Genomic DNA, 15,123 nt, shown 5'->3' with positions numbered 1-15,123 from the left:
CAGTTACAAATACTCCCTGTCGCAGTCATTTGGCTCATCAAATTCGGAGGGCAGCAAGTCGCAAAGTTACCAGATTGCGATCGCGTTAATTTTCCCAGATCCGTTAAAGGAGCGCTAGGAAACGGCAATTAAACAACTCAAGATACTAAACTGATATTTTGGAAAATGGGTAATTGGTAATGGGGATGAACTCTTGACGATGATGCTTGCTCCCTGGCGATCGCTTCTTTCGGGTGCCCTACACCGTAACCGTAGCGAACCCCATTCTCGCTACTTACAGCTAGCCACCATCCAGGCTGATGGGCGTCCTGCTAACCGCACGCTCGTCTTTCGGGGATTTTTAGACAATACCAACCAATTAAAATTTGTCACCGATTCTCGCAGCCAGAAAGCCGATCAAATCGAGCATCACCCTTGGGCAGAAGCTTGCTGGTACTTTACCACCACTCGCGAACAATTTCGCCTCGCTGGGACGCTGACGCTGGTAGGAGCCAATTATCCTGATTCTCTGCTCCAGCAAGCGCGTCAGGTGTCTTGGCAAGACCTTTCCGACGCCGCTCGCCTGCAATTTGGTTGGCCCCATCCCAGAGAAAGGAGAGCCGATGTCAGCACTTTTTCTCCGCCGCCACCCGACCCCCAAAAGCCGCTAGAGAGTTTTTGTCTCCTACTACTAGAACCCGTACAGGTCGATCATTTGGAGTTGCGAGGCGATCCCCAAAACCGATGTCTTTATCGCCTCGATAGTTCTCAAGCTTGGTCTATTCAAGCCGTAAATCCGTAAGAATTAAAAACGCAAAATTCCAAATTGAGAAATTCCATTTTTAATTCCTAATTTTTAATTATTCAAATCCCAGAACCATCTAAGAATTGCCGGATCAATCCATCTTGCACACGACAACTGGGTGCGGCGGCGGCTGGGATATCCGATACATGATGTCCGGCTCCTAAGGGAACAGGCATTGAGGCATGAGCCGGTTGTTGTAACTCTTGTACCTGTTGTTCTAGTGCTTCCAGACGGTCAACCAAAGCCCGAATTACCGCAGCCTCAGAATCGGGAAGGCTTCCATGTTCTAAGGGATTCACGCGGACGCCGGAACGATAAAGAATCCGACCCGGAACGCCTACTACCGTACAATCCGAAGGAACATCGCGCAATACAACCGAGCCAGCACCAATGCGGACATTATTGCCGATTTGAAGATTGCCGAGAACTTTGGCACCAGCACCGACTACGACATTTTCCCCCAAGGTAGGGTGACGCTTGCCACTTTCTTTCCCAGTACCGCCTAGCGTAACGCCCTGATAGATCAGAGCATAATCTCCCACAATGGCGGTTTCACCAATTACCACACCCATGCCGTGGTCAATAAAAACGCCCCGCCCGATTACGGCACCAGGGTGGATTTCAATGCCGGTAAAAAAGCGAGCTAAGTGGGAAATCAACCGGGGGATGAAGGGGATTCCCAGTAGTCTTAGCCAGTGTGCAAGGCGATGAAATAGCAGCGCTTGCAAACCGGGATAGCAAAATAAAACCTCCAGCCAGTTACGGGCTGCTGGATCGCGCTCGAAGATGATGCGAAAGTCAGCTAGAAGCGTAGATAGCACGAGTGGATATCCATTTTGGCACTACAGACCACTCACTATCATATCGTTCCGAGTGAGTTTCTAAGGTAGGGGAACCGCACCGAAGTTTTAAATTTTGGATGGCGGTGTGAGAATGATGACAGGTCAAGACTTAGACTCTAAATCATCTAAAAAATCTGGGGTTCTATTCTGGTTGCACAGAAAGCGTATAATCCCATCTTTGCCGCTCTTTGATGGAACCTACCCAAATACTATAGTTGCCTGATTTCCAGTCTGAGTCTGTGATACTCGCATCTTTGTTGGAACCCGTGTCATCGCCACAGCGAATGGTACCATCAGGCCCCTTGATGACTAGAGTGCTGTCCTTGCCTCCAGTATTTACTTTTACTGTCAGATTGGGGAAACCTTTCTTCACCACCATGATATGGTCGGGAGTTTCGTCGCCCCCATAACCAATACAGGGGTTGTTCTGGCGATCGCGATTCGCGATCGCTGACAGGGAGAATGCTCCGCTGGTATAACCAGTCACAGATGCCTTGCCACTTCCATCAACAATCAAACGGTCAAAATTTGCTTCTTTTGCTAAAACGGCTGTAGCGCTGAAAACGGTCAGTAAAGCTAGAATTCCAAAACGCCTAAATTGCATGGCAAGTACCTCTTCTCAACTACGGTATTTATTTTCTCTCCGTAGATGAGTACGGAATATAGATAAGCCTACTTATAGTTGTAATCAAAACGGTTCTCTCTATGGGCAGTATAGGTGCCAGATGTATGTCTGCCACATGAATCACCAATTTTTTGTTGCAGTATTTTGTTGCCCTATTTTGTAGGAGGTTGTGTGCCCCTCGTTATCTTGATGATGCTGCTGTTTGTCACCAGCTGGTTCTTCTCGGAAGTTTTAGTGTTATTTCCTTTGAGCATTTTGAATTTAGTATCAATCCCCCACTGGTTGATGATGGTAGGGATCTTGATCTTTTTTGCCTGGTGTTTTGGGGAATAATGCTCAACTGTGTGCGTGTTAGCTCAAAAAATCGAGAGCATCTTCAGCCTTTTAAAAAATGCAAATTAAAGAACTCCACCCCAGCGGGAAGGTTTGGGGCGGGGTTCTTTAAAATTCCGCTACTAATGCTCTAGCAGCGCCTAGCAAGCAAGAGAATAGCCAATTAACTACTACTTAAAAGGGAGAATCAGCTAACTCGCGCTCAAGCTCAGCGTCTGTCACTAGAGGCAGTACAACCTGCTGTTCCGAATAAGGGAGAGAGTGGGGACTCTTAAAGGTTTTCTGAGCATCCGCTTTTTGACACGCCATCATGGTTTTGACGTGTTCGCCTTCGTCATCCCGGATGTTGACGAAAACGTCATAGAGGTTATCAACCGCAGGGCGGCGAGATTCGGGGACTACGCCGGTTTGAAATTCATCAAATAGGTAGAGATCGCCGTTCCGGTAGTAGTTGATCGCAACTTGGGGCGCGGGTTTGGTTTTCAATTCGGCTTCATGCTCGCGCAAGAAGGCGTCGTAGGTATGATGGGCGTGTTCTTCCACCATTTCCATGAAGTTATAGGCGGTGCGGGGCGACGCGATGTAAAGTCCTACGACTACCCAGTAGTAGAAGAGGGCTGTGGTTTGGGCAAGGAAGCGATCGCTCCAATGTTGGTTTCCCCCTAACGATTCCATAATCAGCAGGTGGTGCATTTCATTCCAAGATTCAGCGAAGTGAACCTTGAGCCAGTCCGCTTTTCGCCACCAACCGAGGGTTTCGTAAAGGTGTAAAACTGATAGGAAGGAAAAATAGGGGACGCGAGCCACTGTTTCTAGCACGTAGAAGCGCTGATAAGGGCGATCGCGATAAAGCGTGTCGATCACGAACACAAGCACGCTAACCAGAAATCGAATCATTAAGTCCTCCCTTAGGAGTGAGAAGAATGGCTGAAAATTCAGCCTGGAGGAAGATGCTGTTGGGTTTTTCTTTCCTCTTACTTCGATCGTAGCGTTCCCCGGAGCGATGGGTATCGCCTGAGTGGGTGAACTAGGGTGAGAAGTCCGAACATTAGGGTTCGGGTTGCACTTACCTAACCCTCCAGCCATCTTCAAAGCTTCGCTCTGCTTCGGAGAGGGGTTTGGGGAGAGTTCTGCCAACTTCTACACTGTAGGGAACGCGATTAGAGGGCTAAGTTCCTACAGCACCAAGCTCAAGTGAGAACCGCTGGGGGTTTTATAAACTTCAATCCGAGTTTGGAAGGCTTCTTTGAACTGCGGCATATGAGTGACGGTGAGGATGCAGGCGAAGTCAGGCGCGATCGCATTAATTGCGGCAATCAAGCGATCGCATCCTTCCGCATCTTGGGTGCCAAATCCCTCATCGATAATCAGCATTTGCAATGCCGTTCCCGCACGCTGCGCCAACAATTTCGCTAAAGCTAGACGAATCGCAAAGTTAATCCGAAACGCTTCCCCGCCAGAATAAGTTTCATAAGGGCGGGTGCCGCGAGCATCGGCAATTAAAATATCTAAAGTGTCAATCATTTTGCTAGCTTTTTTTGCAGAGCGTCCACTCCGCCCTGCTTTCTGAGTAACAAACTGTACGTGTAACTGGTTCCCACTAAGCCGAGAGAGGAGAGTATTCGTTTCTGCTTCCAATTGAGGCAGAATATTCTCAATCATCAGAGTCTGGATGCCATTTTTGCCAAAAGCTTGCCCTAATTCCTGGTAAACGCGATATTGCTGTCGCACCTTTGCGTGTTGAGCGGTGAGTGCGTCATGCTGAGTTTGAAGCGTTTCTAGATAATGTTGTTGTTGTTGCAAGCTTCCTAACTGGCGTTGCTTCTCGTCGAGTTGCAGACGCCGCCGCTGTATCTGCTGTTCAATCGTTGTAATTTCGGCTTTCGTATCGGGTGTTTGTTGCAACTGGCGAACGATGGTATCTATCTGAGTCGTCATCTGTTGCAAATCTTGCGATCGCATTTGCAACGATTGCTCCAAATCTTGCGATCGTTTTAATAAAGAAGGATATTGCTGTTGCGCGGAAGCAAGTTCCTGATAGCGGACTTGCCACGACTGAGACTTGCGTAAAGCGGTTCTGAGAGCGTCGTGCTGCGATCGCTCGTAACCAATTTCCGCCATTTCTCGATCGAGTGCTTCAATCTGCCGCGATAATTCCGAATTCACTTGCAGTTGTTGCATTTGCGATTGCAGATTCGCAATTTTCGCCACCAATTCTGGCATCTGAGCGTCTATCTGAGCCTGACGCCGCTGCGCTTGTTTAACTTCTGCTTGCTTAATTTCTGCCCAGCGCCAGCGCTCTACCTCACCTCTGGCGAGGGCATGATCTTGCTCATTGTAGTTAAGTTGTTGCAACTGTTGCTCAAGGTGGCGCAGTTCTTCTTGTCGATCGGGTGCATAGTTACCGGAGGAAAGCGATCGCTCAATTTGTTGCTTTTCTACCTCAATTTGTTGCAGGCGCGTCTGGATTTCAGCCATAGCGGAACTTTCTGCGGCTAACTGTCCCCGTTGTTCGCGCAAGGAATCGTAGTTTGCCAATGCTTGGGCAATTTCAGTAATTTCCTTCCGCAACCCCTGTAGCTGGTACTCACAGACCGCGAGTAGCCCCTCTACATCCCAGAATTGATCTTGAATTCCTTGTTGCTGATCGTGGGTTTTTTGCACCACTAGCTGCCAGTGGTGTTCGTCAAGAGGGCGATCGCATAAAGGACAACTGGCATTTGGCGTCTGGATCAGTTGCAGTTTTTGGTCGATTTCTGCCAGTTTAGTTTCGCATTCTTTTTGAGCCGCCTGAAGGCGATCGCGAGAACTCCGCTGTTGCAGTTCCTTCTCCTGCACCCGTTCCTGATAGACGCGCTTTTTGTCAAGTTGCTGAATTTGACTTTGAACTTGTTGTAATTGTTGTTGCAATTGAGGTAAGCGTTTTTGCCTGTCTTGCAACTGGGCGGCAGATTTGCGAAGTTCTTCTAATCTGGCAGATAATCGCGCTTGAGAGCGATCGAGTTCCATCTGCACTTGTCCGCGACGTTGCACCAAGGGGGCGACTTGTAACTGCAACCGATCGAGATAACTGACATAACCCCGCGCTTCTTGGAGTTGTTTTAATCCGGCTTCTACTTCTTCGGTGCGGCTGAGGATTTGCTGAATATCTGCCCTAGATTGCCGTACCGCTTCTAGCTGTCCTTGCGCTTGTCGGAGTTGCAGGTTAAGTTCGTTAATTTGCTGCTCAAGCCGTCGTTGGAGTTGTTGCCGTTGCTGTTGGGCATCTTGGTAAGCTTGTGACTGAGCGGTGAGCGTTTCTTCCTGGGTTTGCAAATCTTGGTAGTGAGCATACCCAGCGGTAATTTGGTCTTTTTGATTCAGTAAAGCTTCTAATTGTTGCTGTTGCAGTTGAGTTGTGGCAATTTCTTGGCGATAGCGATCGCAATCTTTTGTGAGATTTTGATATTGCTGGCGAACAAAGCTCAGTTGTTGTTCCCAAGTTTGTCGCTGATGCTGGATTGCTAGCAAACTTTGGACTTTTTCATTGTCAACAGCTTGGGTTTGCTGTAATTCTGCTAGTTGAGTTTCCAGTATCGGTTGTTGTTGAGCGATCGCATCTTTTTGTTGCAGTTGTTGCTTGATCGTCTGCAAGTTCTGATCCAATTGCTCCGCCTGTCCTTTTAATTGGCGGGATAAATCCTTTGCCTGTTCTGCCAATTCTTCATATTGAGACAGTTTCAGTAAATCCGCGAGAATTTCTTTCCGTTCGCTGGGACGCTTGAGCATAAACTCATCCGCCCGTCCTTGACGCAGATAAGCCGAATTCACGAACGTGTCGTAATCCAGCTTCAGGTGATGAACGATCGCTTCCTGCGTCGCCCGGATTCCGCGCCCGGTTAAAGAGCGAAAATCGCCGGATGATTGGACTTGAAATTCCAGCGATCCACCTTGTCCGCGGATGCGAGTGCGAATGATGCGATAGGTTTGGCGATCGCATTGGAAGGTGAAATCAACGCGAACTTCTTTAGCACCGGCGTGGATAACATCATCTTCTGTTGCAGCGCGGCTTTCACCCCAAATCGTCCAGGTGATCGCTTCCAAGAGGGAAGATTTACCCGCACCATTAGAACCGCAAATACAGGCGGTATGTAGACCGCTAAACTCTAAGGTAGCCTCGCGGTAGCTGAGGAAATTTTTGAGAACCAGTTGCTGTGGGATCATTCAGGCTATAGCGCCATACCTTTTATGAGAAGTAGCAGTACATCTGCACTATTGTTTAGTTTAACGGTTGAAAAATCAGGTTTTTGGCAATTAAGACCGAATTTGATGTAAAAATTTCTGCCGAATCAAAATATTCGTGGCGAATGAAATTCGCGGCTATACAAACGAAACCCGCCTGCGCGGGTTTTAGAAATGCTGTTAGCTATTGCTCTATCTTGGCTTTGCGCCTATCCTTCTGTTCTATTTCTTCCCGCATCATCCGAGAAGCCACTGCAATGATTTCCAAGCCTTCTTCATATGTAGGGTAGATGCGATCGCAAAGTGCTAACTTATCAATTCGCGCTTTCAAGGCTAGGTTACGCGATCGCATCACACCCATCATCCTAAAAAACTCAAACCCGCGCCGCGCAGGCGGGTTTCGTCTGTGTAGCCGCGAATTCCATTCGCCCGGTTGATTATTTGCGCGATCGCCATTTGATGTAGAGACAAAACCACAACACCGAAATCCGGCGTCTGACAGCCTGACTTTTTTTAAGCTTCCGGAAGCCTGCCTTAGCAGACTCTTCAATTAGCATTACAAGTAAGACATTAAGTATAAATGCTGTCATAAATCAACCTTCCAGCTCGTTTCTTACATCATCTCGACACGATGGCTGCGATCCAGTGTGTGTATGAGCTAGAGAAGTGATGACTTTGTGTATGAGTTGTATGACTTTGACAATTGGTACCAATTGAGGTGAGTAAAATAGACGAAATATTTGCAGTGGCAATATGACAGGGCGATCGCTCCAGGCATCATCAGAAGGTATTGAGAAAGCAAGAAGAGCTTTGAGACAGAAGTCCTTAACTCAAGAGGCTTTAGCAAAAGATTTAGGAATGAGTCGCCAACCCCCTTACAAATTCTTTAAGGGTGAGCGAATTGACCGCCACTATTTTGAGCAGATTTGCGAAAAGCTGGGTTTTGAGTGGGAAGAAATAGTCGCCCAGCCGCCAAGCGAACCTGAACTAGAGCAACAGAATCAGGACACGAGCATTGATATTGATGCGCTAGTGCAGGAGGTACGCAAAAAGATAGAAACCACCATTCAAGAACGCTGCGGGACAATGCGCGTGCTGGATATGGCTCACCCCATTGGGTTGAATGATATCTACACCAACGTCAACATTCTGGAGAAAATTACTGGGCGCAGGCGCAAAGAGATTACTGAATTACTGAAAGAGTGCAACTTTGAGGATGTTGAGCGCTTTGGACTGGGCAAAATTAGTGAAAAACGAGTGCCAGGACTGGATGCGGTCAAACAACATCCCAAGCTGATGATCTTGGGGAAGCCCGGAGCAGGTAAAACCACATTTTTGAAATATTTAGCGATTCAGTGCAATCAGGGTGAGTTTCAGGCTGATCGCGTACCGATTTTTGTCACTCTCAAAGACTTTGCTGAAGCCGCCAACAAACCGAGCTTATTGGAATATATCAGTCAGCAATTCGTGGGCTGCGGGGTTGGAGAGACAAGGGTTATCGCGTCTCTACAAGATGTAATTGAACGCAGCAGGGCATTGATTTTACTTGATGGGCTGGATGAAGTTAGAGAGGAAGACAATCAGCGCGTCTTAAAGGAGATTCGGGATTTCTCCGATCAGTATCGTGAAAACTACTTTGTGATAACCTGCCGAATTGCAGCGCGAGAATATACCTTTGAGAAATTTACAGAGGTAGAAGTTGCCGATTTTGATGATGAACAAATTGCTACCTTTGCAAACAACTGGTTTAAGAATAAAGCTGTAAAACCAGAAACTTTTATTAAACGCCTCGAAGACAATAACCGAATCAAACAACTAGCCGCCAGTCCGCTACTGCTAACGTTGCTATGTTTGGCATTTGAAGAGTCAGGGGATTTTCCGGCGAATCGTTCTGAACTATACAAAGAAGGACTGGATGCGCTGCTGAAAAAATGGGATGCTAAGCGCGGGATTCAACGCGATCAGGTTTACAAAAAGCTATCGGTTCAGCGTAAGGAAGATATGCTGAGCAAAATTGCCCTAACTACCTTTGAGCAAAGTGACTATTTCTTCAAGCAGAAAGTTGCAGAGCAATACATCACAGATTACATCCGTAATTTACCCAATGCCAATGCTGACCCGGAAGCATTGCAACTGGACAGTGAGGTAGTTTTGCGCTCAATTGAATATCAACACGGGCTATTAGTGGAACGAGCTAAATCAATTTACTCGTTTTCCCATCTGACATTTCACGAGTATTTCACAGCTAGAGAAATTGTTGTTGTAAAACAGTCATCAGAGGAAGCGTTGCAAGGTCTGGTTAATCACATTACCGAAAAACGCTGGCGAGAAGTTTTCTTTCTAGCGGTTGGGATGTCGCCCAGTGCAGATCGTTTACTACAGTTAATGAAACATCAAGTTGATAGGATTGTAGCTGCTGATGAGAAGTTGCAGCAGTTCCTAATGTGGGTAAGTAAGAAATCTCTGTCAGTCCAAATTCCATATAAGTATAAGTCAGCAGCAGTCCGCGCTTTTTACTCCGCCGACCGCGACCTCAACCGCGACCTCGCCCGCGCCCTTGACCGCGACCTCAACCGCGACCTCGACTGCGCCCTCGCCCGCGTCTTCGACCTCGACCACGCCCGCGCCCTCACCCGCGCCCTCGACCACGCCCTCGACCACGCCCTCAACCTCGCCCTCGCCCTCGACCTGGTCCTCGACAGCGCCCACGCCCTCGACCTCGTCGTCGCCCTCGACCTCAAACGCGCCCGCGCCCACGACTGCGATCACACCCTCGACTGTGCCCTCGACCTCGTCCTAGACAGCGAGTCAGAACTAAAGAACTCGCTGCAACAGCTTAGAGATCAATTACCTAAATCGAAAGAATGGAAACAAAATAAGCCATGGTGGAAAGCTAAGGGTCAAGCTTGGACTGAGCAATTAAGAGCCGTGATGATTAAGTATTGTAATATTGGTTACGATTGGCAATTCAGCAAACAACAAAAGGAATTATTGAAGCAGTATTACGATGCTAATAAGTTGCTAGTGCAGTGCCTGAATAGTGATTGTTATGTAAGTCGTGAGGTACGACAGGAGATAGAGGATACCTTGTTGTTACCCATCGCAGAGATTGAGCAACGAAAAAGAGGATAATTGTAGCGCGTCAGCGAAGCAGCTGTGTCAGCAGCATCGCATTCTTTATCCGCCTCGCTCCAAAGCGCGATCGCATTTTTTACAATTCTTCCCGAATAGCGCGATCGCACATTGAAGATAGATTGTTTTACCTGTTTCAGTAATTGATACAGCTAAATAAGGTTTAATCTTTCACAAAAAAAAGTTTTAATTTACAGAAACTTTTTAAACCCACGAGCTTCTAAGAAGGTATCAGTGAAAATACACAAAGTTCGTGAGTTCCCTATTTATGACTTCCTTAAACAACTTAAAGGCTGGCGTTTTGGTATTGATGGCTATGGGCACATTTGCCGGTTCTGCTGTTGCTGTACCCATCAATGTTCCCGTCCCTACAACTAAGCCCAGCGCCCCATCTCAGACCAAAACCGTAATCTCTTCTGGAGCTTCTATTCCTGTTAGATATGACGGGACGGCTGAAAAAATATTACTAGCTCGAACCGAAAAAGTGCCTTTAACTTTAACAGTTTCATCAACCGTTAAAAGCAGTTACGGAACAACTTTGATTCCCGCAGGAACCAAGATTTTGGGTCAATTGGAACCCGCAGGTCAAGGCTCTCGATTTGTTGCTACACAAATTGTTCTCCCCTTGGATGGCACTCGGACAATCAATGCCACTTCTCAAATTGTGACGAGAACTGAACAAATCAAAAAAGGTTCTAGAACCAACACAATCTTGAAAGGTGCCGCCTTGGGTGGAGCCGCTGCATCCGCGATCGCAGCACTGGTTGGTGACAAAGCGATCGCGACTGAAGAAGTCTTGGGTGGCTCAGGCTTGGGCGCTTTAGCTGGGCTATTTTGGGGACGCAAATCTGTTGATGTCATCTCCGTGAATCCCAGCCTGGATTTGAGGACTATTACCCTGGCTTCTCAGCTGCCAGTTACCGTCGCTCTACGCTAAACAGGGAATTCCTAATTTCCCTTGGTGATGCTACACATCAGAATCCGTCTGTTACAGACCTAAAGTGAAATGGTATAAGAACGCTCCGACTCCCTCCCCGAATCGGGGAGGGTTGGGGAGAGGTTCTTTCCCCATCGCCCTCTATTTTTCCTTCGCAATGCACTAAATCAGTGCAATTGTCAAGAAACAAATTCAGCCGCGAAGCGTCTTCACCCTTATCCGTATAATTGCTGAGAGTGTTCCCTATGTCTCGCTTCAATCGCTGGAAATCAGGAACCGCTGCACTCATGGCATTGACAATGACCGCCGGTGCAGCTGCCCCCTTCGTCGTGCCTGCACCTGCTGCTGCCCAATATTACGAATTTCCGCCTCCACCCGTCTCCCAAGTCAGCATTCCTTCAGGCACAACCCTCCCCTTGCGCTATAACAAGGCAAATAAAATCGTTGTGTCTCCTAAGGAAACGATGCCTTTAACGCTGACGGTGGCAACAAATGTCAGAAATACTCGCGGAACTATCTTAATTCCGGCAGGAACTCAGGTGATTGGTCAACTGCAACCCTCAACTAGAGGCGGTTCCCAGTTTGTTGCCAGAGAATTAGTTTTCAACAACGGGAAACGGCAGTATATCAATGCCTCTTCCAGAGTGATTACTCGCACCGAACAAGTTAGTCGGGGAACGAATACCAGTTCCATTTTGAAAGGAGCCGCCGTTGGTGGAGCCGCCGCAGCCGCAATCGGTGCTTTGACTGGAGACAGAGCGATCGCAACTGAAGAAATTTTGGGAGGTGCTGGTTTGGGTGCCTTAGGCGGACTGCTGTTAGGCAAAAAACGAGTTGATGTTGTTGTTGTTAACCCCAACACCGATTTAAATGTCACCCTGCGCTCGGCTCTAGCACTGCGCTAGCCTTTTTTCGAGCCAAGGTGTTTTATCGTCGTTGTCTCCAAAAATAACGCTGTAGGGCAGGGTATACCCCTGCCCTACGTTTGTATAAGCGGTAAAGACGTTGAACGCAATGTCTCTACAATCTTTATAGGTTTTCTAAAAATTTTCCTGTTAGAGAGTTACGCGCTAGGCTTGCCTACACCGGGATTTGCCTCTTTCTTAACTTCAGGCACAATATCCGGGCGCTCTTTATCTTCCCAACCCACAGGGCGCTTAGAATTATACCACGCAACGGAACCGATACTTACAGCGGCAATAAAACCTACCGCGTACACAGCAGTAGCAGAGACTGGAAAATGGGGCGTATTCGTAGCAACTTCCATCAATAAATGCATTCTTTGTAACCCTCTTATCGATTTTTGGTTATCGTACCAAAACTCAGGGGATCGTCTATCACCCCTGAGTTTGATCCCCATTGTTTTTGCGATCGCGCCTGAGAGTTAGGAAGTGGATTCTGACCGTGCCTAATTATTCCTTCCGCGCTGCTGGCGGAGCAGGAGGTGGGGCGGCATCCGCTGTTCTCCTCGGTGCCCGTGGAGCGGTTGGCGCAGAATTGTAAGTTCGTCTTCTCCTTGGCTGTGCAGTGCTAGAAGTAGAATCTGATGATGCCCTTCTGCGAACAGAACGCCGAACGGGTGCCGACTCCTGAGAGCTTGTGCTTGCTTGGCGACGAGAACGGCGGTAGCGACGGCTGCTATTGCTTGAACTCTCTTGGCTTTGAGAATTGGTACTTACTTGGCGGCGAGAACGACGGTAGCGAGGTCTAGATTCTTCTTGAGGCTGGACTTCTTGGCTGCGACGCCGTCTCCGCCGAGGCGCGCTCTCGGAGCTTTGGACGCTGCTAGTACGGTAGCGTCTACGCCGGGGAGTTTCTTCGCTAGAGCTATCATCGCTATCCGTAGCCCGACGAGATCGGCTACGCCGGGGTGTGTCATCGTCGTCACTGTTTTTGGAGATGATGCTTCCAGAGAAGATGCTTTTAGGCTTGATAGGCTTGATCGTGAGCTGGGCTTTACGTCCTTCCAGATCGGTGGGTCGATCTGGAAACTTCTCGACCGGGATATCTTTTACTACTTCCACCATGAATTTATTCCAGGTGTAAGCGGCTGTACTACTCGCGCCCCAAGTCGGTTTGTTGTCATCGTTGCCCAGCCAGACACCTGCAACTATTTGGGGGATGTAGCCAATAAACCACAGGTCACGCGCCTCGTCCGAGGTGCCCGTCTTCCCAGCAACAGGTCGATCGTCTAGAGCGGCGGCGCGACCCGTCCCCTCATTCACGACACCCCGCAGCAACCAGGTCATAATCGCAGACGTATCTTCTTGGAGGACACGGTCGGGCTTAAACTTCGCTTCGTAGATAACGTTCCCGCGTCGGTCAAGAACGCGACGAATGCCGTAATTTTTGGTATGCATCCCTTTTGTCGCAAAGGTGCCATACGCACTGGTGAGTTCCAGCAGATTCACTTCAGAAGCACCGAGGGCGGTGGAATAGGTCGGCTTCAGTTCTGATTCAATGCCCATTTTGTGGGCAACATCGATCACCGTATCCCATCCCACATCGACCAAAACTTTGACAGCAACAGTATTGATTGAGCCAATCAGGGCATCACGCATGGAGATCCAGCCCCGGTACTCTTCGCTGTAGTTTTTGGGGGTATAGCCGTCTACTTTGTAGGGAGCGTCCAGGTAGCCGCGATAGGGCGTGAAACCGGCAGCCATTGCTGTCGTGTATACAAACGCTTTAAATGTCGAACCGGGCTGGCGCTGTGCCTGAGTAACGCGATTAAACTGTTGCTTATAAAAATCTTTTCCCCCGACCATTGCCCGAATCTCGCCGGTACGCGGATCGAGCGCCACAAGGGCGGCTTGCTCGAAGTTTTGACCGCGACCGCGGTTTTCAACGGTTTCGATAACGGCCTTTTCCGCCGCTTCCTGCCATTCTGGCTTCAGGGTGGTTTCTACTGTTAATCCTCCAGCCTTAATCGCTGCTGGCGAGACGTGCTTGGGCAGTTCTTGTTGGATGTATTCGGTGAAATAAGGGGCAAACCTTTCGAGCCGCTTAGGACGGCTGGGTTTTGTTATCAGGGTGTCAGCGATCGCTTTCTCGGCTTCGGCGGCTGTAATGAACCCTGCCTGCTGCATCTGTTGTAATACCAGATTGCGGCGCTCTTTAATCACTTGTGGATTTTTAATGGGCGAATATTGATTGGGTGCTGGTGGGATGGCGGCAAGTGTCGCCATTTCCGATAAGGTTAGTTCGTACACCGGCTTAGAAAAGTAAACCCAAGCCGCATCTGCCACGCCATAAGCACCTTCTCCCAAATAGACCAAATTTAAGTAACGTTCTAGAATTTGATCTTTGGTATTTTCGTTTTCGATTTTTTGAGCGGTTCGGACTTCCTTCAGCTTGCGCCAGACGCTACGCTCCTGATCGAGAAAAACCATCCTCGCCAGCTGTTGGGTGATGGTGCTACCGCCTTCTACAACATCTCTTGCTATCAAGTTAGAAAAGGCTGCCCTTAAAACTCCCTGGTAATCAACTCCCTGGTGTTTGTAAAAGCGTCTGTCTTCTATCGCAATGAAAGCTTGAATTAGCTGCTTGGGAATTTTGTCAATTTTGAGGGTTTCGCGAGTCGCTGGGCCGATTTGTTGAAGTATTTTGTTGTTTGAGGCTTTGATCGTCAAAGTCTCTGGTCGCATCAAGGTTAAGGCATCGCTGGTATCGGGTAAGCTACTCTCCAGCGACCACGCAGCAGTCAAAAGCGCGATCGCTCCTCCTCCCACACCTAAACCAATCCAAAATCGACGCTGATGATGGAGTGGGTTTTCTCCAGTGAATGGCTTCTTGACAATTTTAGGAAGCTCCTGAGTGGAGAAGCGCTTCAGCCGCAAGAGATTTCGCTTCAATTCCCGACGATGTCGTGATGCGTCTGCGTGTCCTTCGTCTTGTTCCTTGCCATCAATCGGAGTATCGACTGGTTCTTCTTTATTACCTACAGGAGTCTCGACTGGTTCATTTGACACCCCCGCATTGAACTTGCCTGATAAATCCTTCAGTCTTGAGATGAACTTGGTCACGTCAACTCCTCAATCACCAAAAACTTCTGGCGCAAAATTCCCTGCTTATTGTTGCCTATTTTATGGCTTGAATCCGGGATCTGTGCCTACACAATGTGAACTTATTCGCTTTTTGTCAAATTGTTATTTTTTTATTCCGTCAAAGAATACACCTAAAGTCATCCAGTTCCAAGCTTTGTTCTAGACCTTGTTGGTTGATAGCTTAAGTAACTTCAAGAAATGGG

The 15,123-nt window shown here is 48.3% G+C and carries 13 protein-coding genes; 5 read left to right on the top strand and 8 right to left on the bottom strand.

Going from position 1 to position 15,123, the window contains the following annotated elements:
* The first annotated feature begins 199 nt into the window (after positions 1 to 199).
* Positions 200 to 781 (top strand): Npun_F5749 family FMN-dependent PPOX-type flavoprotein, encoded by a 582-nt coding sequence (locus NC997_RS18790; RefSeq protein ID WP_190526112.1) that lies wholly within the window; start codon positions 200 to 202, stop codon positions 779 to 781.
* Between the two features lie 62 nt (positions 782 to 843).
* Here the strand turns inward: NC997_RS18790 and cysE are convergent, their stop codons facing one another.
* Entirely contained in the window at positions 844 to 1,605 is a 762-nt protein-coding gene (gene cysE, locus NC997_RS18785; protein ID WP_190410358.1) for a serine O-acetyltransferase, read from the bottom strand.
* 163 nt (positions 1,606 to 1,768) lie between these two features.
* Positions 1,769 to 2,230 (bottom strand): hypothetical protein, encoded by a 462-nt coding sequence (locus NC997_RS18780; protein ID WP_190410359.1) that lies wholly within the window; start codon positions 2,228 to 2,230, stop codon positions 1,769 to 1,771.
* A gap of 192 nt (positions 2,231 to 2,422) precedes the next feature.
* Between NC997_RS18780 and NC997_RS18775 the strand changes: the two genes are divergently transcribed.
* A complete protein-coding gene (locus tag NC997_RS18775) occupies positions 2,423 to 2,584 on the top strand; it encodes a hypothetical protein (RefSeq protein WP_190429304.1) in 162 nt (53 codons plus the stop codon).
* A 174-nt stretch (positions 2,585 to 2,758) separates the two neighbouring features.
* On the opposite strand, the gene NC997_RS18770 is transcribed toward NC997_RS18775, so the two are convergent.
* The 4 genes from NC997_RS18770 to NC997_RS18755 form a co-directional block, all read right to left on the bottom strand.
* Positions 2,759 to 3,481, bottom strand: a complete 723-nt coding sequence (locus tag NC997_RS18770) for an alternative oxidase (protein WP_190526110.1) — start codon at positions 3,479 to 3,481, stop codon at positions 2,759 to 2,761.
* A 279-nt stretch (positions 3,482 to 3,760) separates the two neighbouring features.
* The gene (gene sbcC, locus NC997_RS18765) at positions 3,761 to 6,787 is read right to left on the bottom strand and encodes an exonuclease subunit SbcC (RefSeq protein ID WP_190526108.1); all 3,027 of its coding nucleotides are present in this window, start codon (positions 6,785 to 6,787) and stop codon (positions 3,761 to 3,763) included.
* Positions 6,788 to 6,989: 202 nt separating this feature from the next.
* Entirely contained in the window at positions 6,990 to 7,169 is a 180-nt protein-coding gene (locus NC997_RS18760) for a hypothetical protein (RefSeq protein ID WP_190526106.1), read from the bottom strand.
* A 73-nt stretch (positions 7,170 to 7,242) separates the two neighbouring features.
* Positions 7,243 to 7,395 carry a hypothetical protein gene (locus NC997_RS18755; protein WP_190526104.1) on the bottom strand — a complete coding sequence of 51 codons (153 nt, stop codon included), beginning with the start codon at positions 7,393 to 7,395 and terminating at the stop codon, positions 7,243 to 7,245.
* A 163-nt stretch (positions 7,396 to 7,558) separates the two neighbouring features.
* Between NC997_RS18755 and NC997_RS18750 the strand changes: the two genes are divergently transcribed.
* The 3 genes from NC997_RS18750 to NC997_RS18740 all read left to right on the top strand — a co-directional run bounded on the left by NC997_RS18750 (position 7,559) and on the right by NC997_RS18740 (position 11,779).
* Positions 7,559 to 9,937 (top strand): NACHT domain-containing NTPase, encoded by a 2,379-nt coding sequence (locus tag NC997_RS18750; RefSeq protein ID WP_190526102.1) that lies wholly within the window; start codon positions 7,559 to 7,561, stop codon positions 9,935 to 9,937.
* Between the two features lie 268 nt (positions 9,938 to 10,205).
* Entirely contained in the window at positions 10,206 to 10,874 is a 669-nt protein-coding gene (locus NC997_RS18745) for a hypothetical protein (RefSeq protein ID WP_190526100.1), read from the top strand.
* A 245-nt stretch (positions 10,875 to 11,119) separates the two neighbouring features.
* The gene (locus tag NC997_RS18740) at positions 11,120 to 11,779 is read left to right on the top strand and encodes a hypothetical protein (protein WP_190526098.1); all 660 of its coding nucleotides are present in this window, start codon (positions 11,120 to 11,122) and stop codon (positions 11,777 to 11,779) included.
* Positions 11,780 to 11,937: 158 nt separating this feature from the next.
* On the opposite strand, the gene NC997_RS18735 is transcribed toward NC997_RS18740, so the two are convergent.
* Positions 11,938 to 12,153 (bottom strand): hypothetical protein, encoded by a 216-nt coding sequence (locus NC997_RS18735; protein WP_190410367.1) that lies wholly within the window; start codon positions 12,151 to 12,153, stop codon positions 11,938 to 11,940.
* A 133-nt stretch (positions 12,154 to 12,286) separates the two neighbouring features.
* Positions 12,287 to 14,899 carry a PBP1A family penicillin-binding protein gene (locus NC997_RS18730; RefSeq protein WP_190526096.1) on the bottom strand — a complete coding sequence of 871 codons (2,613 nt, stop codon included), beginning with the start codon at positions 14,897 to 14,899 and terminating at the stop codon, positions 12,287 to 12,289.
* Positions 14,900 to 15,123 lie beyond the last annotated feature (224 nt).

It is taken from the genome of Trichocoleus sp. DQ-A2 (genome assembly GCF_039961915.1).
Classification (GTDB): domain Bacteria; phylum Cyanobacteriota; class Cyanobacteriia; order Cyanobacteriales; family FACHB-T130; genus FACHB-T130.
Note: the sequence above shows the minus strand (reverse complement) of the source record. Positions and strands in the feature narration are given on the sequence as shown.